17 protein-coding genes are annotated in these 19202 nt (G+C 65.0%); 8 read left to right on the forward strand and 9 right to left on the reverse strand.

What is annotated here, in order from left to right; translation table 11 throughout:
* Positions 1–99 precede the first annotated feature (99 nt).
* The gene (locus tag GGR61_RS08090; RefSeq protein WP_184407065.1) at positions 100–1482 is read right to left on the reverse strand and encodes an APC family permease; all 1383 of its coding nucleotides are present in this window, start codon (positions 1480–1482) and stop codon (positions 100–102) included.
* A 191-nt stretch (positions 1483–1673) separates the two neighbouring features.
* Between GGR61_RS08090 and GGR61_RS08095 the strand changes: the two genes are divergently transcribed.
* The 8 genes from GGR61_RS08095 to cydB all read left to right on the forward strand — a co-directional run bounded on the left by GGR61_RS08095 (position 1674) and on the right by cydB (position 11381).
* Positions 1674–2438, forward strand: coding sequence for a LuxR family transcriptional regulator (locus tag GGR61_RS08095; RefSeq protein WP_184621072.1), 765 nt, complete (start codon positions 1674–1676; stop codon positions 2436–2438).
* 245 nt (positions 2439–2683) lie between these two features.
* The gene (locus tag GGR61_RS08100) at positions 2684–3625 is read left to right on the forward strand and encodes a proline iminopeptidase-family hydrolase (RefSeq protein ID WP_184407063.1); all 942 of its coding nucleotides are present in this window, start codon (positions 2684–2686) and stop codon (positions 3623–3625) included.
* Between the two features lie 199 nt (positions 3626–3824).
* Positions 3825–3989 carry a hypothetical protein gene (locus GGR61_RS08105; RefSeq protein ID WP_184621073.1) on the forward strand — a complete coding sequence of 55 codons (165 nt, stop codon included), beginning with the start codon at positions 3825–3827 and terminating at the stop codon, positions 3987–3989.
* 393 nt (positions 3990–4382) lie between these two features.
* Entirely contained in the window at positions 4383–5444 is a 1062-nt protein-coding gene (locus tag GGR61_RS08110; RefSeq protein WP_184621074.1) for a pectate lyase, read from the forward strand.
* 267 nt (positions 5445–5711) lie between these two features.
* A complete protein-coding gene (locus GGR61_RS08115) occupies positions 5712–7103 on the forward strand; it encodes an amino acid permease (protein WP_184407060.1) in 1392 nt (463 codons plus the stop codon).
* Positions 7104–7492: 389 nt separating this feature from the next.
* Positions 7493–8722: a dipeptidase gene (locus GGR61_RS08120; protein ID WP_184407059.1), complete on the forward strand. Its 1230-nt coding sequence runs from the start codon at positions 7493–7495 to the stop codon at positions 8720–8722.
* A gap of 245 nt (positions 8723–8967) precedes the next feature.
* On the forward strand, positions 8968–10365 hold the full coding sequence (locus tag GGR61_RS08125; RefSeq protein WP_184407058.1) for a cytochrome ubiquinol oxidase subunit I: 1398 nt from the start codon (positions 8968–8970) through the stop codon (positions 10363–10365).
* Positions 10365–11381 carry a cytochrome d ubiquinol oxidase subunit II gene (gene cydB / locus GGR61_RS08130; RefSeq protein ID WP_184621075.1) on the forward strand — a complete coding sequence of 339 codons (1017 nt, stop codon included), beginning with the start codon at positions 10365–10367 and terminating at the stop codon, positions 11379–11381. Before GGR61_RS08125 ends, cydB begins: the two co-directional genes overlap by 1 nt.
* Before the next feature lie 168 nt (positions 11382–11549).
* Here the strand turns inward: cydB and GGR61_RS08135 are convergent, their stop codons facing one another.
* The 8 genes from GGR61_RS08135 to GGR61_RS08170 form a co-directional block, all read right to left on the reverse strand.
* On the reverse strand, positions 11550–12287 hold the full coding sequence (locus tag GGR61_RS08135; RefSeq protein WP_221237324.1) for a prolyl oligopeptidase family serine peptidase: 738 nt from the start codon (positions 12285–12287) through the stop codon (positions 11550–11552).
* 183 nt (positions 12288–12470) lie between these two features.
* Positions 12471–13832 (reverse strand): magnesium transporter, encoded by a 1362-nt coding sequence (gene mgtE, locus GGR61_RS08140; protein ID WP_184407055.1) that lies wholly within the window; start codon positions 13830–13832, stop codon positions 12471–12473.
* Between the two features lie 142 nt (positions 13833–13974).
* Entirely contained in the window at positions 13975–15696 is a 1722-nt protein-coding gene (gene ptsP, locus GGR61_RS08145) for a phosphoenolpyruvate--protein phosphotransferase (RefSeq protein ID WP_184407054.1), read from the reverse strand.
* A 58-nt stretch (positions 15697–15754) separates the two neighbouring features.
* Positions 15755–16024, reverse strand: a complete 270-nt coding sequence (locus GGR61_RS08150; RefSeq protein WP_184407053.1) for an HPr family phosphocarrier protein — start codon at positions 16022–16024, stop codon at positions 15755–15757.
* Positions 16017–16409, reverse strand: a complete 393-nt coding sequence (locus GGR61_RS08155) for a PTS fructose IIA subunit family protein (protein ID WP_184407052.1) — start codon at positions 16407–16409, stop codon at positions 16017–16019. Before GGR61_RS08155 ends, GGR61_RS08150 begins: the two co-directional genes overlap by 8 nt.
* Before the next feature lie 500 nt (positions 16410–16909).
* Positions 16910–17782: an RNase adapter RapZ gene (rapZ, locus tag GGR61_RS08160; protein ID WP_184407051.1), complete on the reverse strand. Its 873-nt coding sequence runs from the start codon at positions 17780–17782 to the stop codon at positions 16910–16912.
* A complete protein-coding gene (gene hprK, locus GGR61_RS08165) occupies positions 17779–18729 on the reverse strand; it encodes an HPr(Ser) kinase/phosphatase (protein WP_016904610.1) in 951 nt (316 codons plus the stop codon). The genes rapZ and hprK overlap by 4 nt, the downstream gene beginning before the upstream one ends.
* Entirely contained in the window at positions 18726–19184 is a 459-nt protein-coding gene (locus GGR61_RS08170) for a PTS sugar transporter subunit IIA (protein ID WP_184621077.1), read from the reverse strand. Before GGR61_RS08170 ends, hprK begins: the two co-directional genes overlap by 4 nt.
* Positions 19185–19202 lie beyond the last annotated feature (18 nt).

Here is a 19202-nt window from a genome sequence, read left to right on the forward strand (position 1 = left end):
AGGCGCTGGCCGATGCACTGCGTTGGCTGACGCAGCGCAGCCGGCCATGAAGATCGGCAACACGCAGTGCGGAAGGCCAGGCACGCGTTCTAACCGGCGCTATCCCAACGCATCGCTGGCGCGGAACTCGGTGGAGCGGCCGCTGACTTTAAGAAAGGCCAACACCGCCAGCCCGAGCACCATCCATGCAGTGCCGCCGAGCTGCGCATGTCGGTCGGAACTGATCAGCACATAGGCCAGGATCACGATGCCGACGATGGGCACCCCGCCGTGCAGCATCCTGCGTGCTTGCTTGCGGAAGTGCCACAGCACCGCGAGATGCAACAGGATGAACGCGCTGAGCGCGCCCACATTGCATAACGAGGACAGCAGTGCGATCTGCCCGACGAACACTTCGCCCAACACCATGCTCAAGCCGGCCACCAGCAGGATGGCGCGCTGCGGCACGCCGGTGCGCGGATGGATGTAGCGCAAGAACGCGGGCAGCTGGCGGTCGCGTGCCATGGCGAACAACAGGCGCGAGGTGGCCGCCTGCGCCACCAATGAATTGGCGACGGCCGCGCTGATCGCCACCGTGAGCGCGATGACGATCTGCATCCACGGCCCGGCGATCAAACGCCCGATCTCGAAGAATGCATCGTTGGAGGCCTGTGCGCTCGGGTAGCGTTGCAGGGTCGGTTGCAGCAGCGCGGCCAGCCAGGTCTGCACGATGAACAAGCTCGCCACGATCAGCAACGCCAGCAAGGTGGCCCGGCCGACCACGCGGTTGCCGCCGCGGGTTTCTTCCGACAGCGTGGAAATCGCATCGAAGCCCAGAAACGACACCACCGCCACCGACAACGCGCTGAAGATCAATTGTGGCGAAAACGCCTGCGGGTTGTAGAACGGGCGCAGATTCCAGGACGCACCATTGACGCCGCGTTGGATCGCCAGGCTCGCCAGCACCACGAACACTGCCAACACCACCAGTTGCGCATACAGAAAGAACCGATTCGCACGCGCGGTGGTTTCGATGCCGCGCAGATTGACCACGGTATTGAGCACCACGAAGAAGGCGATCCACGCCGGCTGCGGCACCGCCGGCAACACGTTGTGCATGGCATTGGCGCCGACCACGTAGAGCAGGGTCGGCACCAGGAGGTAATCGAGCAGGATCGCCCAGCCGGCCAGAAAGCCCATGCCGCTGCTCATACCGCGCCCCACGTACGCATACACCGAGCCTGCCACCGGAAACGCCTGCGACATCTGTTGGTAGCTCAGCGCGGTGAACAGCATCGCCACGAAGCCGAGCAGGTAGGTCAACGGCACCATGCCGGCGCTGATGTCGAACACGCCGCCGAAGATGGAGAACGGTGCGGTCGGCACCATGAACACCAGCCCGTAGATCAGCAGATCCTTGAGCGTGAGCTGGCGCTTGAGCTCCTGGGTGTAGCCGAAGCGTTCCAGCGTGGCCGCATCGTCGCGGCGTGGGGTGTCGGTCATGCAGTTGTCCGCTGAGAGAAGGTCCGGATCTCGATGCAGGCGCCGCAGCACCTGAACGTCGATGCCGCAGTGCAGCTGCCTGACTGGCATTGTGACGATAAAGTGGCCGGCAAGCCCATTCATTGGTAAAAGTGCTAGGTTTTCCAAGCTGGATGTCCTCCAGCGACAACGTCGATTCCGAAGGGCCCATCATGTTCGACACTCTGGCCAGCCTGGGCCGCGATCTGCAGGCGCTGCACACGCTCGACGCCTGCCTGGATCGGGTGTTCCGCGATGTCTGCGGGCTGGGCTTCCAGTCGCTGGTGTACGACTACGCACCCGTACCGCTGAGCATGGAGGGCACGCTGATCACCCCGTCGGTATTCCTGCAGCGCAACGCGCCGCGCGATATGCAGCATGTATGGTGCGAACACGGCTACTACCAGAACGACCCCGTTCAGCAGCGTGCCACGCAGCGCGCCACCCCCTTCGTCTGGTCGTACCGCACCGATGGCGACAGGGCCGGAGTGGAATACGTCGGTGGTCTGCATCCACAGATCACGCGCTATCTGTGCGATAGCGGCATGGGCACCGGTGTCACCGTGCCATTGCATCTGCCAGGCGGCGCGTTCGCGACATTTACCGCGGCGGTGGACACCGTGTCCGCCGAGGGGCCGGGATTGGCCGAAGCGCAGTTGTCGCTGTTCCTGTTGCTGGCGCATACCTTCCAGGCCCGCGCGCAGACGTTGCTCGATCCGCACGAACGCCGCTGCTGCCACATCGCGCTGACCCGCCGCGAGCGCGAATGCCTGCAGTATTCGGCCAAGGGCCTGACCTCGAAAAGCATTGCGGCCGCGCTCAATCGCTCAACCGCGACGGTGAACCTGCATCTGAACTCCGCCGCGCGCAAACTGGGTGCGCGCAATCGCGTGGAGGCGGTGGTGCGCGGCATGCACTATCGGCTGCTGGAACCGTGATCCGGTGATTCCGTGCCGTTGCGATGGAGGCGCAGCGCAGAGCCGGCGCTCCGATGAACCGCTACTCGCAGTGGAGGGCAGGTTGGATCGGGCCGCCGCTGGCCAGGCGCATCTGGCTGAACCGATGCGCCGCCGGTACCTCCGCGTGGGCGCGGACGCGCCAAAACCTGGGAGATTTGCCAGTTATCGCAGCCGCATACGGTCGCTAGGCTCGGCGCTCACATTGCCGTAGGCAGGCGTAGGTCATGCAGTCCACCGAGGGTTACGTCGAATTCCGCGGCTACCGCACCTGGTACCGCATTACCGGCGACCTGCGCGCGGACGATTGCCCGCTGATCGTCCTGCACGGCGGCCCTGGTTGCACCCACGACTACGTGGACAGTTTCAAGGATCTGGCGGCCAATGGCCGCGCGGTGATCCATTACGACCAGCTCGGTAACGGTCACTCCACCCATCTGCCCAATGCCGATCCGGGCTTCTGGACGGTGGGATTGTTTCTGGATGAACTGCAGACCCTGATCACGCACCTGGGCTTGTCGCGCTATGCGTTGCTGGGCCAGTCGTGGGGCGGGATGCTGGCCGCCGAGCATGCGGTGCGTCGGCCGACCGGTCTGCGTGCGTTGGTGATCGCCAATTCGCCGGCATCGATGGGCTTGTGGCGCGCTGCGGCACTGCGCCTGCGTGCGCGCCTGCCCGAGGATGTGCAGGCGGCGCTGGACACGCACGAAGCCGCCGGCACGCTGGACGATCCGGCCTATCGCGCCGCAAGCCAGGTGTTCTACGCGCAGCACGTGTGCCGCACCGTGCCGTGGCCGGCAGAGGTGGCGCGCACGTTCGCCGCCATCGATGCCGATCCGACCGTGTACCACGCCATGAACGGTCCCACCGAATTCCACGTGGTGGGGAGCCTGCGTAACTGGAGCATCATCGAGCGCCTGCACCGTATCAACGTCCCGACGCTGGTGCTGTCCGGCAAGTACGACGAAGCCACGCCGGAGACGGTGGAGCCCTACGCCCGCCTGATCGCGGAGGCGCGCTGGCATGTGTTCGCCAATTCCAGTCACATGCCGCACGTGGAAGAACGTGCTGCCTGCATGCGCCTGGTCGGCAACTTCCTCGACGACCAGACGCCCTGGCTCGGTGGAGAATTGGCACGCCCGTCGGTGTTGGCCAGTCCCGCCGTCTGAGCGGGTGACCTGCCAGGGCGCACGGCGTACGGGCCGATGCTGCGGGTGGAAAGCGCATGGCCGCTCACGCAGGGCGCTTGGATCAACGCGTACATCTGTGCTGCACCCTGCGGGTTGCCTGATGCATTACGCACAGGCCGAGGACGGTTCTGTCACGCCTAGCGACAAGTTGCCAGTCGGCCAGCTGGTGCGGATGTGGATGATCGTCAAGATGGCGATCGGATCGTCCCGCGACAGCAGGCAAGCGAGCGCCAAGGTCGCGCCGACGCACAGCGGCGACACGGTGCGTGCGCCATCACCACGGCGCTCCTGCACGCCGACGCTCCATCAGCGTTATCGCATTGCCGCGCACGATCTGCGCTGACGCATACGCACTCTTGGTTGCATGCAATCGTGCGCAGCCACGCCATGTCTCTTCGCACCGCTGCGCGTTTGCAAGCGCATGCGATGCAGTGGTGATCGCTTCACCAGCAGCCAAGGGCTGACGCACGCCAAGCATGCGCGCCAACGCTTGCTTGCATCGATCCAAATGCAGCGGTCGCCTGCCTGTGGAGATGTCCTGTCCTCACTGTCTTTCGCTGTCTCTTTTGCATGTCCCGCAAGGAGAACACCGTGGTGCGTCAAGGTTTCAACGTTGGATAATTGTTTTATGTTTTGAATCGCGCGAAGAATGCGGCCCCCACGCACCGCTTTGCTGCCGTCGTCGCCATTGCGCCGACAGCACGCATGGCTTTTCGACATCATTGGGAGAGACTGCATGAGTATCACCACATTTCAGTGCGCACTCGCGCTCGCACTGTCCGCCTGCGCCACGAGCGCTATCGCCGGCCCGGTCGGGTACGGTGCTGCCACCACCGGCGGCGGCAACAAGATGCCGGTCACCGTGACCACCTTCGAGGCCATGCAGTCGGCCATCGACAGTTATTCCGGCAGTGGCGGGCTGGTGCTCAACTACACCGGCAAGTTCGACTTCGGCACCATCAAGGACGTGTGCGCGCAGTGGAAACTGCCGGCCAAGACCGTGCAGATCAAGAACAAGAGCGATGTCACCATCAAGGGCGCAAATGGATCCTCGGCCAACTTCGGCATCCGCGTGGTCGGCAACGCGCACAATGTGATCGTCCAGAACATGACCATCGGTCTGTTGCAGGGTGGCGAAGATGCAGATTCGATTTCCCTGGAAGGCAATTCCAGTGGCGAGCCGTCAAAGATCTGGATCGATCACAACACCATATTCGCGTCGTTGACCAAGTGCTCGGGCGCTGGCGATGCCTCGTTCGATGGCGGCATCGACATGAAGAAGGGCGTGCACCACGTCACCGTGTCCTACAACTACGTCTACAACTATCAAAAGGTCGCGCTCAACGGCTACAGCGATAGCGACACCAAGAACGCGGCCGCCCGCACCACCTACCACCACAACCGCTTCGAGAACGTGGATGCGCGCGTGCCGTTGCAGCGTCGCGGGCTGAGCCACATCTACAACAACTACTTCAACAACGTCAGCACCTCCGGCATCAACGTGCGCATGGGCGGCGTGGCCAAGATCGAGTCCAACTACTTCGAGAACATCAAGAACCCGGTGACCTCGCGCGACAGCAGCGAGATCGGCTACTGGGACCTGATCAACAACTACGTCGGCAGCGGCATCACCTGGGGCACCCCGGATGGCAGCAAGCCGTATGCCAACGCCACCAACTGGGTCAGCACCAAGGTGTTCCCGGAATCGCTTGGCTACATCTACACCGTCACGCCGGCCGCGCAGGTCAAGGCCAAGGTGATCGCCACCGCAGGGGCGGGCACCAACCTGGCCGAGTGATCGCTGGCAAGGCGTAGCGGCAACACCGATCCCCGGCATGTCCGGGGATTTTTTTATCGGCGCCGCACAGTTCGCTGCGGATTCTTCCATCGCGCCTGCAGTGGATCTACGGCAGCGTGCGGGCACGGCGAGATGGACCCCCGATGGGGGCGAATGGCAGGGCGCGGGTTGCCAGGCTTGGTGAGGTTCTTCCAGGCAGGCATCAAGGGGCGCGGCGGGCGCCGCGACGCGGTATCGTGTCGCGATTCCATCCAGCCAAGCCCGTCCATGCCGCTTCCGACCGATCCCGTTGCTGAGACCGCTCCGTCCACCGCGCCCGCGTTGCGCCATGCGCTGAAACCGCGGCAATTGATGATGATGGGCCTGGGCACGGCGATCGGTGCCGGGCTGTTTCTCGGCTCCGGCGTGGGTATCCACGCGGCGGGGCCGGCGGTGCTGGTGTCGTATCTGATCGCCGGCGCCTTGGTGATCATCGTGATGAATGCGCTGGGCGAAATGGCCGCCTCCAAGCCGGCCAGCGGTGCGTTCTCTGTGTATGCAGCCGACGCGATGGGGCCGACCGCCGGTGCGACGGTGGGCTGGTTGTGGTGGTTGCAGATCGTGGTGGTGATCGCGGCCGAGGCGGTCGGCGCCGCAGGCCTGCTCGCCTCGGTGTGGCCGGCGTTGCCGGTGCCGTTGCTGGCGGTGGTGTTCATGGCCACCTTCACGGCGATCAATCTGCTCGGCGTGCGCAATTTCGGCGAGTTCGAATTCTGGTTCGCCATCCTCAAGGTCGTCGCGATCATCGTGTTCCTGCTGATCGGCGTGGCCTTGCTGGCCGGTTGGTTGCCCGGCGTGGCGTCGCCGGGGATGTCCAACTTCACCCGGAACGGCGGATTCGCGCCGACGGGGCTGGCCGGCATCGGCGCGGCGTTGCTGGTGGTGGTGTTCGCCTTCGGCGGCACCGAAATCGTGGCCGTGGCCGCTGCGGAAACCGCCGACCCGGGCCGCAGCCTGGCACGCACCATTCGCACCGTGGCCTGGCGCATCCTGGTGTTCTACATCGGCTCGATCAGCGTGATCGTGGCGGTGGTGCCGTGGACCGACAGGGTGGCGCTCCGCTCGCCGTTCGCCTCCGTGCTGGAGGTGGCGCGCATTCCCGGCGCGGCCACCGCCATCACGCTGGTCGCCGTGGTGGCCTTGCTGTCGGCGCTCAACGCCAACCTGTATGGCGCCTCGCGGATGATCTTTTCGCTGGCCCAGCGCGGCGAGGCGCCGCAGCTGCTTGGCAAGACCAGCGGCGAGCAGGTGCCGCTGGCGGCGGTGATCGCCAGCGTGCTGTTCGGTTTTGCAGCGGCGGCGCTGGAGTTGCTGTACCCCAACAAGGTGTTGCCGATGCTGCTCAACATCGTCGGCGCCACCTGTCTGCTGGTGTGGACGATCTCGCTGCTGTCGCAACTGATCCTGCGCGCGCGCGCCGACCGCGCCGGCATCGCGCTGCCGTTCCGTATGCGGGGGTATCCGTTTCTGACCGTGCTGGCCTTGGCGATCCTGGCGGTGATCTTCGTATTGCTCGCGTGGTCGGACGATACCCGTGCGCAGTTCCTGTCGATGGTCGGTTTGACTGCCTTCATTGCGATGGTCAGCGAAGTGGCGCGACGTGTCCGTGCGCGGACGTGAGACTGCGAGTCCTGGTGTGAGCGCTGACGGGTCGTTTGCGGTTCCCATCGCGGCTTGCCGCATCGTGTCGGCATGGCTTGGCCGCTGCGTCGCCCGAACGGCCAGGGCAGGGTGACTGGAGCCGCATGCGAATGGTCATCCAGCGGTGGAGACAGGCGGCAGGGATCTCCTTCGCACGGTCGAAATGAGAAACACGCCAGCAGTCTTGCGTTTTCCTGCTCGGCCGAGCGACGGCTTTCTGGATCTGCTGATCCAGTTCAGTTACCGTCATTTGGGCGAACCTGTTCGCCCCGTCAAGGCGCCTTGAGAAGATCGGCCTGGTATTCCATAACGATCGAACGCGTCGTTTTGGCATTTGATCTTTCACAAGTCACTGCCGGGGTTCTTCCATGCATGCCGTCTCATCTGAGAACTCTGCCGTCCTGCCTGCCAAGCCCACGCTGGATGCAGTGCATGCGCTGGCCTATCCGGTCGATACGCATCTGGACTCCCTGTATCTGTCGCGCTTGGGCGGCTTCGATTTCTGGAAGGGCGACTGGAAAGCGCATCGACGCTCTCTGATCCTCTGGCTGACGTCCAAAACCTCGCCGAGAGGTCGCAATCAACCGCTGATGTACCACGTGAGCGGCCCGGACTTTCTCGCGGGCGGGTACGGAGCTGCCTGCTTCAGCGCCCACGCGTTGTGGGAAAACCTCATCGGTGCGCCTTTTCTCGATCCTTGGAAGAACTGGGTGGAGCATCAGCGCTATGTCGAGGAGATGGTGACGGCGAGCAACGGTCGGATGCGGCTGGCACGCAGCGCTGCCGAGTTACGCGCGATTCGGGCCGAGGGTCTTTGCTGCGCCATCCTGTCGTTGGAGGGGGCGCATATGCTTGGACCACGCGGGATCCGCAGCCAGGCGCTGCGCCTGCAGCGTCTGGAGATCGCTGCCAAGGCCGGCGCCGCCTATGTGACGCTCAACCATTTCAGCCATACCGACATCTCGCAGGCCGGCTATGCGCCGCTCAATCCGTGGCGTGGGATCGAGGGCGCGGGGCTCTCGGAGTTCGGCAGCACGGTCGTGGAGCGCTGCATCGATGTTGGGCTGCTGGTGGATCTTTCGCATACGTCGAGCCAGGGGATACTCGACGCCTGCGCCATCTGCGCCCGTCGCAACGTGCCGGCCTTCGCCTCGCATGCCGCATCGCGCAGCGTCACCCGTGGCGCCGAGACGCGGCCGTCGCGTCATCTCGACCGGGGGCTGGACGACGCGGCGATCCGCGCCATCGTTCAGACCGGTGGCTGCATCAGCGTCATCCTGGCGCCGTACTTCCTGCAGCATTCCTATCTGGCCGATGGCAAGCCGAATATGGATGCCGATCTCGCGTTTGTCATTGGCTATTACGAAGCCTTCGCCCGACAGATCGCCGACATGGGGATCGTCGAAGATCCATGGAAACACCTGAGTTTTGGCAGCGATTTCGATGGCGGCATCTCCAGCCTGCCGACCGGCATGCGCAGCGGCGCGGATCTGCCCAGGTTCACGCAGGCGATGATGGACGCCGGATGGCCTGCGCAACGCATCGTCGATGTGTATAGCGGCAATTTCCTGCGGGTCTGGGAGCGAGTGCGGCCGTAGCGCTTTGCGGCGACCTGCGTGCGGACCGGCGGCGTGGTGGGCTTTGCACATAGGGTGTAGCATCGCGTTGCAGCACAAGCGCGGCAATTTGCCGCAGATGCGACGCCGTGTCGCATCGGGAACGAGCACGACCTTCTCTATGATGCTCCTGTAGCGCAGACGTCGCGATCGAGCACACTGTTACTTCGTTCGTCGACCCGCAACCTGTGCGCTGATGCTGCCCCATCTCTCCTGGAGGATTCTCCATGGATGCCTTGCTGTTATCGCGGATCCAGTTCGGGTTCGTCATCGCATTCCACGTGCTGTTTCCCGCATTCACCATCGGGCTGTCCAGCCTGCTGGCCTTTCTCGAATGGCGCTGGCTGCGCACCCGCCAGCCGGTATGGCGCGAGCTGTATTTCTTCTGGCAGAAGATCTTCGCCGTGTCCTTCGGCATGGGCGTGGTCAGCGGCATCGTGATGGCGTTCCAGTTCGGCGCCAACTGGCCGGAGCTGAGCCGCATCGCCGGCAGCGTGATCGGCCCGCTGCTCAGCTATGAAGTGCTCACCGCGTTCTTTCTGGAAGCCAGTTTCCTGGGCGTGATGATGTTCGGCTGGGGGCGCATCTCCGAGCGTCTTCATTTCCTGGCCACCTGCATGGTGGCGCTGGGCACGCTGTTCTCCACGTTCTGGATCCTGTCGTCCAACAGCTGGTTGCAGACCCCGGCCGGCTATGAGGTGGTCGACGGCATCGTGCATCCGGTGGCGTGGCTGAAGATCATCTTCAATCCCTCGTTTCCGTACCGGCTTGCGCATATGGCGCTGGGCTCGTTCATCACCACCTGTTTCGTGGTCGGTGCGGTGGGGGCGTGGTATCTGCATCGCGGCGTACACCGCGAGGCCGGGCTGCGCATGCTCAAGCTGGCGGTGGCCTTCGCGGCGATTACCGTGCCACTGCAGATCTTCGTCGGCGACATGCATGGCCTGAACACGCTCAAGCACCAGCCGATGAAGATCGCGGCAATGGAAGCGCACTGGCACGACGACGGGCAGGGCAAGGGCGTCCCGCTGGTGGTGTTCGCGTTGCCCAACGAGAAGGCCGAGCGCAACGATTACGAGGTGGCGATTCCGCGCGTGGGTAGCCTGATCCTGACCCATAGCCTGGATGGCAGCATCGCGCCATTGACCTCGGTGCCGGCGGCCGATCGTCCGCCGGTGACGCCGGTGTTCTTCGCCTTCCGCATCATGGTGGGGATCGGCTCGTTGATGTTGCTGGTGGCCTGGGTATCGGCGTTCGCCTGGTGGCGCGGCAAGTTGCTGCAGTGGCGCTGGTTGCTGGCGACCTGGCGCTGGATGTTGCCGAGCGGCTTCATCGCGCTGGTCTCGGGTTGGTTCGTCACCGAGATGGGGCGGCAACCGTACGTGGTCTATGGGCTGTTGCGCACCGCCGATGCAGTGGGCCCGCAATCGACGCTGATGACCGCGATCTCGCTGGCGGTGTACGTGGCCGGTTACGCATTCGTATTCGGCTGGGGCATCTGGTACCTGGTCAAGATCGGCAAGATCGGGCCGACCCCGCATGACGCGCCGCAGCTGGACCACGGCGAACATACGCCCGCACGGCCGCTGTCGGCGGCCGACGAACCGATCGACGGAGCCGCATGATGGACATGAGCAGCGTATTGCCGGTGGCGTGGTTCGCGGTGATCGGCTTCGGAGTGCTGATGTACGTAGTGCTGGACGGCTTCGTGCTCGGCATCGGCATCCTGGCGCCGTTCCGCAAGGATGAGGTGCAACTGGATCTGATGATGAACACCGCCGCGCCGATCTGGGACGGCAACGAAACCTGGCTGGTGCTGGGCGGGGCAGGGCTGCTGGCGGCGTTTCCCAAGGCATATGCGGTGATTCTGTCGGCGCTGTACCTGCCGGTGTTGTTGATGGTGATGGCGCTGGTGTTCCGCGGAGTGGCGTTCGAGTTCCGCTTCAAGGCGCAGCGTTCGCGGCGGCTGTGGAGCAACGCCTTCGCCGCCGGCTCGATCCTGGCGACGTTTGCGCAGGGCGTGATCCTGGGCGCGCTGGTGCAGGGCCTGCCGATCGAGAACGACCGCTATGTCGGCGGCATCTGGGGCTGGTTCAGTCCCTTCGCCATGCTTACCGGGGCCGCGCTGGTGTTCGGCTATGCCTTGCTCGGCAGCACCTGGTTGATCCTCAAGACCGAAGGCCACGTGCAGCAGCTTGCGCGTCGATTGAGTCGGCCGCTGACCATCGCCGTGTTGCTCTTCATCGGCCTGGTCAGCGCCTGGCTGCCGTCGCTGCAATCGCATGTGATGGAGCGTTGGTTCACCGGCGCGCATTACCTGTGGCTGATGCCGGTGCCGGTGTTGGTCGCCATCGTCGGCGTTGCGCTGTGGCGTGCCACGGAAGCGGGGCGGCCGGATATGCCGCCGTTCTTGCTGGCGATGGGCCTGTTCGTGCTCGGCTTTCTCGGCCTGGTGCTGGGCATGTGGCCTTACCTGGTGCCGCCGGTCTACACCATCTGGCAGGCCGCCGCGCCGCCGTCTTCGCAGGTGTTCGCCTTGATCGGCCTGGTGGTGTTGTTGCCGCTGATCCTGGGCTATACGGTGTGGTCGTATCGGGTGTTTCGCGGCAAGGTCACTGCAGAAACCGGCTATCACCATTGAGGGGGTCTGCGGCGTCACCGCGCTACAGGGTGCGATTGAATGTGCGGTGCGGTGACAGGCGATGCGGTAATCGCGTTGGAAACCTGCGGTAAGTTCCAGCCAGCATGCGCACGGCTGCACCAAGCGGGTCTGGTCCCCACGCTGCGGTCCGCTGGATGCCCGCCCCGCTCAGCGTAGGCGCTGCTTGAACATCCACGCCCACATCGCCGGATCCGCGTAGGTCGCGTCCCAGGCGTTGTGGTTGCCGTCGGGATACTCGCTGTAGCGCACATTGGCGCCGATGCCTTTGGCGGCGCGGTACAACGCGCGGTCGTCGTGCGGTGGCACCGCGTCGTCCTTGGCGCCATGGAACATCCAGATCGGCACGTGCTTCAAGCGGGTGACCGCTGCGGTGTACGGGTCGGCTTCCTGCGCGACCAGGCTGACGTAGAGCGTGCGGCGCTCATCGCGCGGCGCCTTGAGTGCGCCGCAGATCGGCACGATCGCTGCGAAACGCTGCGGCTGCATCAGCCCGATCTCCCACGCGCCGTAGCCGCCCATCGAAATGCCGGTGAGATAGGTGCGTTGTGGGTCGGCTTGGAACTCGGTGCTGGCCGCATCCAGCGCGGCCAGCGCCATGCGTGCGTTCACGCCCATCCATTCTTCGTCGTCAGGCACCTGCGGCAGCACCACCAACGCAGGAAACTCGGCGGTGTGTTCGCTCAGGTACGGGCCAACGCCGACCTCGGCCTGGTCGCGTCCGTTGTCGCCGCGCTCGCCCGATCCGTGCAGGAACAACACGATCGGGCGCGGCTGCGGCACCTTGGAGGCCGGCACGAACACTTGATAGCGGTACAGACGCCCTTCCATTTCCAGCGTGCGGCTGACGAAATGGCCGCGCCGTCCGTCGTGATGGCGATCAGCCATGCTGGAACAGCCGGCAAGCACCAGCGCAAGGGCGGCAAGTACAAGGAAACGACGAATCACGCACCACTCCCCAACAATTACAGGACTGCAGTATTACCGCATTCAGATGTACTGGCATGCCGCGCTGCGGCGAGGCGTGCCACGGATCATGCGGCGCGGTCCTCTGCTGCCCGTTGCGCGCGTTCACGGCAGCAGGATCAGCGTGGCCAGGCCGAGGAAGCTCAGGAAGCCCATGACATCGGTCAACGTGGTCAGGATCACGCCACCGGCCAGCGCAGGATCGAAGCCGAGCCGTTTCAAGGTCACCGGCACCAGTACGCCGCCGAACGCCGCAGTGAGCATGTTCAAGGTCAGTGCGGTACCGATCACCAGCGACAGCATCGGCTGGCGGAACCAGACCAGGACGATCAGGCCCAGCCCGATGCCCAGCACCATGCCGTTGATCAAGGCGACGGTGAGCTCCTTCTTCATCAGGGTCATCACGTTGGACGAGCCGATCTGGCCCAGCGCCAAGCCGCGCACCATCAGTGCCAGCACCTGGGTGCCGGCGTTGCCGCCCATGCCGGCCACGATCGGCATCAGCGCGGCCAGGGCGACCAGCTTTTCGATGGTGCCTTCGAACTGGCTGACCACGCTGGAGGCCAGAAACGCGGTGCACAGATTGATACCCAGCCAGATCAGGCGGCGGCGGAACGCGCGCCGTGCCGGGCTGAACATGTCTTCGTCCTCGTCCAGGCCGGCGGCGCTCAACGCCTGGTGCTCGGCCTGCTCGCGGATGATGTCGACCACGTCATCGATGGTGATGCGGCCGAGCAGGATGTTGTTGTCGTCCACCACCGGGGCGGAGATCCAGTCATGGTCGGAGAAGCGCCGCGCCACTTCGTCCGAGCCATCGCCGACATCGATCGCCGGTTGTTCGTCGTCGATCAGGCGATTGACCGGCGTGTTGTCTTCATGGGTGACCAGCGCGGCCAGCGACACCCGGCCCAGGTACTGATGGCGTCGGCTCACCACATACAGGTGATCGGTGTGATCGGGCAGTTCGCCGCGCAGGCGCAGATAGCGCAGCACCACATCGACATTGACGTCGGCGCGCACCGTCACCACGTCCGGATTCATCAGGCGGCCGGCGGTGTCTTCCGGGTACGACAACACCTGCTCGAGCCGCTCGCGGTTCTCGCGGTCCATCGACTTGAGCACTTCGTCGATGACGGTGTCGGGCAGGTCTTCGACCAGATTGGCCAGATCGTCGATGTCGAGGTCTTCGACCGCGGCCACGATCTCGTCGGTGTCCATGTCGGCCAGCAGGCTTTCGCGCACTTCCTCGCCGACATGCAGCAGCACTTCGCCGTCGTCTTCCGGATCGACCAGCCCCCACACCACCTCGCGCTTGCCGGGCGGCAGCGATTCGAGCAGGTTGCCGATCTCCGCCGGCGCCAGCGTATTGACCAGCCGGCGTACCGGTCCTAGGCGTCCGCTATCCAGCGCATCGGACAGCAATCGAAGCTGACGCGCGGTCTTGTCGTGGCGGACGGCTTCGGCCATGCGCAGCTCCCTGGAAGAGTGGACGCGTCTTGATGGAGGACGCGGTGCTGGATCAGCCCGGCATTATCGCTTGCGCATGGTGACGAAACATACAGTGCTGTGCCACTGCGCGCGCTGCGATGACACAGCCAGCCAGATGCGGCTAACCCGACGCGTTGCCGGCCAGCCACTTCTCGATGCCCTTGCGGTCGCGTGCGCGCAGCAGTTTGTCGCCTTGCACGCGCAGCTCGCCCAGGTGGATGTCGCGCACCGCACGGCGCACTTCCAGCAGCGTGGCCGGATGCAGGCTGAACTCGGTGAGCCCCAACGCCAGCAACATCGGCACGAAACGCGGGTCGCCCGCGATCTCGCCGCACACCGCCACCGGCTTGCCGTAGCTGCGGCCGGTGGCGATCACCTGCGCGATCAAGCGCAACACGGCTGGATGCAGCGGCGAATACAACTCGCCCAGGGCCTCGTTGTTGCGATCCACCGCCAGCAGGTACTGCACCAGATCGTTGGTGCCGATCGACAGGAAATCGATATCGTCGATGAAGCAATCCAGCGCCAGGGCGGCGGCAGGCACTTCGATCATCGCGCCCAACGGAATGTGCTCGGCGATCTCGTGGCCTTGCTCGCGCAATTGCACCGCCAGCTTCTTGATCTGCCGACGCAGCAGCTGGATTTCCTCGCGGCCGCTGACCATCGGCACCAGGATGCGCACCGGGCCGTAGCCGGACGCGCGCAGGATCGCGCGCAGTTGCGTCTGCGCCACCGCCGGGCGGGCCAGCGACAGGCGCACACCGCGCAGGCCCAGCGCCGGGTTGTCTTCGTCGCTCAAGGTCAGCCCGGTACGGTCGGCCTTGTCGGCGCCCAGATCCAGCGTGCGGATGGTGACCGGGCGCCCGCTCATGCCCAGCACGGTGGCACGATAGGTGTGGAACTGCTCGTCTTCGTCCGGCAACTCGTTGCGCTGCAGGAACAGGAATTCGGTGCGATACAAACCCAGGCCGCTGGCGCCCAGTGCATGCGCACGCGCCACGTCTTCCAGCGACTCGGCATTGGCCAGCAGGGTGATATCGACGTTGTCGCGGGTGCGGGTGGGCTTGGAACGCAGCCGGCCCAGCTCGCGCTGCTCCTTGGCCAGCGCGCGCAGGCGTTCGCGGTAGTCGCGCAGATGTTCGGGCTTGGGATCGACGATCACCTGGCCCGAGCCGGCATCGACGATCAGCACATCGCCATCGTCGATCCGTTGCAGCGCATCGGCCACGCCGACCACCAACGGCAGGTGCAGGCTGCGCGCCAGGATGGCGCTATGCGACAGCGCACTGCCGGCGGTGGTGACGATGCCGACCACCCCTTGCGCCTGCAGCTGCGCCAGCTCGGACGGCGCCACGTTGTCGCAGACCAGGATCTCGCCGGCCACGCCCTTGAGGTCGGGCGCGCGCTTGTGCAGGAACGCATGGATGCGGCCGATGACGTGGTCCAGATCGTCCATGCGGCTCTTGAGGTACGCATCCTCCATGCCGTCGAACACCGCCGCCAGCCGGTCGCGCTGCACGCGCAGGGCGTAATCGGCGCTGTAACGGTGGGTGCGGATCAGCTCGTCCAGCCCTTGCAGCAGCTCCGGGTCGTCCAGCAGCAGCGCATGCAGTTCGAGGAATTCGCCGACCTCGCGCGCAAGCGCGCCATGCAGGCGATCGCGCAATTGCTGCATCTCGGTGCGCGCTGCCTCGATCGCCACATGCAGGCGTTGCAGCTGCGTTTCCACCTGGCTGGCGGGCACGCGTTGCTCGGCCACTTCCAGGGTGTGGCTCTGGCGCACGCGCGCACGCCCGAGTGCGTTGCCGCGCGAGGCGCCGTGTCCGCGCAGGCGCAGGCTCATGCGTGTGCCTGGCGCGGCGGCGCCGTGTCGGTCGAAACGGCACCGACGCCACGCATGCTCAGCTGTCCTCGTCGAAGCGACGCTCGAACAGGTCCACCAGCGCCTGCAGGGCCTCGGCTTCGTCTTCGCCATCCAGCCGCACCACCACGCTGGTGCCCTGGCCGGCGGCCAGCAACATCACGCCCATGATGCTCTTGGCATTCACCTCGCGGCCCTTGGCCGCCAGCGTCGCATTGGCGCGATAGGACGACAGCGTCTGCACCAGCTTGGCGGTTGCCCGCGCATGCAGTCCGAGTCGGTTGGAAACTATGAGTTCGCGTTCAAGCATCGTCGATGATCGCTCCGTTGCGGGTGCCTGCCGCCGCAGTGGCGGGTAGCTCCTGCAATCCTTGTTCGGGGTAGTTCATCACCCGCAACAGCATCGGCAGGCTGAGCGCGGACACCCGGCGAACCGGCGTGCCCAGCTTGGCCAACCGGCTGGCGAGATTGCTGGGGCTGGCGCCATACAGGTCGGTGATGACCAGCACGCCGTCGCCGCTGTCGACCCGACGCATCGCCGCCGATGCCTGGGGCAGTAACGCGTCCAGGTCTGCATCGAACGGAACTTCGAAGGCTTCGGTCTTCAGCGGCAACTGCCGCAACAGCCCCGTCGCCACGTTCAACAACGCCGCGCCGATGCCGGGATGAGTAATGAGGAGAATGCCACAGGCCATGCCGAAACGTTAACAGGTCGGCATGACCGCGCGATAGCGTTTGCCCGCACCGATGCGTTGCGAACTGAATAGCCGTTTAGGACCGCTGCAGCGTGCAGCGTAAGCAGCAAGTGCGCCGCTGCCGGCATGGCGATGGTCGTGAGTCCAGAGTCTGCCGATGCGAACCGCATCACAAGCGAACGCTGCAGCGCGCGATCAGAACGCGCCGACGAAATGCACCGATCAGAAGCTTTTTCTCGCAGACCCAATGCCTGCGTCAGGCCGATCGATCTGCGACCGCAGCAAAAAAGAAAGCAGCCGTGGCAAAGAGGCGACCTGCATCGCCCAAATCAGCCATCAAGACCAAAACATCCACAGCAAGCGCGGGGCAGGGACCCGATGCCGAAGCCAACTCGCAAGGCCAAGCGTCAAAGCACAGATGTCATCGGCCGTTCGCACATTCCAAGCCGCATGACACCGCTTTGACGATTTCCGAATCCCGATTCCCCAATCCCAGCCCTTCAGTCCTGCTCGCGATGAAACGTCGCCACTTCCGGCCAGCCCTGTTCGCGCGCATGCCGGGCCATGCGTTCGGCCAGATACACCGAACGATGCTTGCCGCCGGTGCAGCCGAAGGCGATGGTCACGTAGCTGCGGGTGTCGTTGCGTAGCCGCGGCAGCCAGGTGTCGAGCAGGTCCACGATCTGCGCGCTGTAGCGCACCACATCCGGTTGCCCGTCCAGGTACTCGCGCACGCCGGCATCGCGGCCGGTGAGCGGGCGCAGCTCCGGGTCCCAGTGCGGATTGGGCAATACGCGTGCATCGAACACGAAGTCGGCCTCGGCCGGCACCCCGCGCTTGTAGGCGAACGACTCGAACAACAGCGACAAGCGATCGTTGCTGCCGAGCGCAAATTCGGTGACCACGCGGCGGCGCAACTGGTGCACATTGAGCGTGCTGGTGTCGATGATGGCATCGGCTTGCGTTCGCAGCGGTTCGGTCAGCTCGCGCTCGCGGGTGATCGCTTCGGGCAAGGCCAGCCCGAGATGGCTGAGCGGATGGCGGCGGCGCGTGTCCGCGTAGCGTTTGATCAAGGCCTCGTCGCTGGCCTCGAAGAACAGCAGGCGTGCCTCGATGCCGTATTCCTGCGCGGCCTGGCGCCACTGCGCCAGCTGCGTGAGGTCGCTGCGGCTGCGCACATCGATGCCCACCGCCAGGCGCTGGTCGCCGATCGGGTTGCCCCGCAGGCGGCTCTTGACGAAGTCCGGCAGCAGTTCGACCGGCAGGTTGTCCGAGCAGTAGTAGTCCAGGTCTTCGAAGGTCTTCAACGCAACCGATTTGCCCGAGCCGGACAGCCCGCTCACGATCATCAACGTGGAGGGCGCGGTACTCATGGCGTGCGTCTCTCCAGCAGGTTGCTGTGGCGGGCGATGAACATCGCCGCCGGGTCGATGCCCTTGGTGCGCAGGATATGCAGCCGGGTGGCGGCCTCGGTGAGCACGGCCAGGTTGCGTCCGGGCATCACCGGCAGGGTGATCAGCGGCACGTCCAGGTCCAGCACGTGGCGGCTGCCGGAATCGCCGGTGAGGCGTTCGTAGCCGGATGGGGTGGGCTCGGTCATCGGGCGGGTCAGGTGCACGATCAGGCGCAGGTACTTGTTCTTCTTCACGGCGGTGTCGCCAAACATGTCGCGCACGTTCAAGACCCCCAGGCCGCGCACTTCCAGCAGATCCTGCAGCAGCTCGGGGCAGGTGCCGTCGAGCACGTCGGGCGCGATCTGGGTGAATTCTGGCGCATCGTCTGCGACAAGCCGATGACCGCGGCTAAGCAGTTCCAGCGCCAGTTCGCTCTTGCCCGAACCGGCTTCGCCGGTGATCAGCACGCCGATCGAATAGATTTCCATGAACACGCCGTGCAGCGTGACCCGTGGCGCCAGCGTGCGTGCCAGGTGGTAGGACAGGTGATTGAGCAGTTCGTGGCCGCGCTTGGGCGAGATCCACAGCGGCGTATTGGATTCGTCGGCGGCCGCGCGCAAATCCTCCGGGCACGACTGGTTCTTGCTGATCGCCAGCGCCAGCGGTTGCACCTGGATGATCTTTTCGATCGTTTCCCAGCGTTGCCGTGCGTCCAGCGAGTCCAGCCAGGCCAGCTCTTCGGTGCCCAGGATCTGCACCTTGTTGGGATAGATCACGTTGAGATAGCCGGCCAGCGACGGACGTCGTGCATTGTTGCTGCCGGCCTCGATCTCGCGGTGCTCGCCCTTCTGGCCGGCCACCCAGCGCAGCGCCAGCTTGTCGCGCTGCTGGTCGAACAGTTCGCGTGCGGTGATGCTGGTATTCATGCGGCGCTGGCCTGTGGTGGTGGCGCCTCGGTGAGCAGCGCCATCAGGGCGTCCGCATTGGGGGCGGCGCGCAACTGCTGACGAAAGTCCGCATCGGAAAACCGTTCGGCCAGTTCCGACAACAGCATCAGATGCTGATGGGTGTAGTGCGCAGGCACCGCCATGGCGAAGATCAGATCCACCGGCTCGTCGCTGCCGAAAGGCACGGGCGTGTCCAGCCGCAGCAGTGCCCCGCGTGGTTCGGTGAGATTGGGGCAACGCCCATGTGGAATGGCGATGCCGTGGCCGATGGCCGTGCTGCCCAGCGCTTCGCGTTCGCACAGATTGGCGTAGAGCTCGTCGGCGCCGGCCTGGCGACAGGACAGCAGGTCGGCGGCGGTATGCAGGACGGTGTCGCGATCGGCGGCCGGCGACACCACGGTGCGCACGGCCGCCATCAGATCGGTTAAAGGCATGAGGGCATCAAGCGGGAA

The organism is Xanthomonas sp. 3058, from assembly GCF_014199765.1.
GTDB lineage: Bacteria > Pseudomonadota > Gammaproteobacteria > Xanthomonadales > Xanthomonadaceae > Xanthomonas > Xanthomonas campestris_B.

What these genes read in the sequence shown, in the direction of transcription:
- GGR61_RS08115 (WP_184407060.1), top strand. Translation starts at nt 5,712, where the DNA reads ATGCCGCTTCCGACCGATCCCGTTGCTGAGACCGCTCCGTCCACCGCG.
- GGR61_RS08090 (WP_184407065.1), bottom strand. Translation starts at nt 1,482, where the DNA reads ATGACCGACACCCCACGCCGCGACGATGCGGCCACGCTGGAACGCTTC.
- GGR61_RS08150 (WP_184407053.1), bottom strand. Translation starts at nt 16,024, where the DNA reads ATGCTTGAACGCGAACTCATAGTTTCCAACCGACTCGGACTGCATGCG.
- GGR61_RS08105 (WP_184621073.1), top strand. Translation starts at nt 3,825, where the DNA reads ATGATCGTCAAGATGGCGATCGGATCGTCCCGCGACAGCAGGCAAGCG.
- cydB (WP_184621075.1), top strand. Translation starts at nt 10,365, where the DNA reads ATGGACATGAGCAGCGTATTGCCGGTGGCGTGGTTCGCGGTGATCGGC.
- hprK (WP_016904610.1), bottom strand. Translation starts at nt 18,729, where the DNA reads ATGAATACCAGCATCACCGCACGCGAACTGTTCGACCAGCAGCGCGAC.
- mgtE (WP_184407055.1), bottom strand. Translation starts at nt 13,832, where the DNA reads ATGGCCGAAGCCGTCCGCCACGACAAGACCGCGCGTCAGCTTCGATTG.
- GGR61_RS08095 (WP_184621072.1), top strand. Translation starts at nt 1,674, where the DNA reads ATGTTCGACACTCTGGCCAGCCTGGGCCGCGATCTGCAGGCGCTGCAC.
- GGR61_RS08110 (WP_184621074.1), top strand. Translation starts at nt 4,383, where the DNA reads ATGAGTATCACCACATTTCAGTGCGCACTCGCGCTCGCACTGTCCGCC.
- GGR61_RS08100 (WP_184407063.1), top strand. Translation starts at nt 2,684, where the DNA reads ATGCAGTCCACCGAGGGTTACGTCGAATTCCGCGGCTACCGCACCTGG.
- GGR61_RS08170 (WP_184621077.1), bottom strand. Translation starts at nt 19,184, where the DNA reads ATGCCTTTAACCGATCTGATGGCGGCCGTGCGCACCGTGGTGTCGCCG.
- ptsP (WP_184407054.1), bottom strand. Translation starts at nt 15,696, where the DNA reads ATGAGCCTGCGCCTGCGCGGACACGGCGCCTCGCGCGGCAACGCACTC.
- GGR61_RS08120 (WP_184407059.1), top strand. Translation starts at nt 7,493, where the DNA reads ATGCATGCCGTCTCATCTGAGAACTCTGCCGTCCTGCCTGCCAAGCCC.
- GGR61_RS08125 (WP_184407058.1), top strand. Translation starts at nt 8,968, where the DNA reads ATGGATGCCTTGCTGTTATCGCGGATCCAGTTCGGGTTCGTCATCGCA.
- GGR61_RS08155 (WP_184407052.1), bottom strand. Translation starts at nt 16,409, where the DNA reads ATGGCCTGTGGCATTCTCCTCATTACTCATCCCGGCATCGGCGCGGCG.
- rapZ (WP_184407051.1), bottom strand. Translation starts at nt 17,782, where the DNA reads ATGAGTACCGCGCCCTCCACGTTGATGATCGTGAGCGGGCTGTCCGGC.
- GGR61_RS08135 (WP_221237324.1), bottom strand. Translation starts at nt 12,287, where the DNA reads ATGGCTGATCGCCATCACGACGGACGGCGCGGCCATTTCGTCAGCCGC.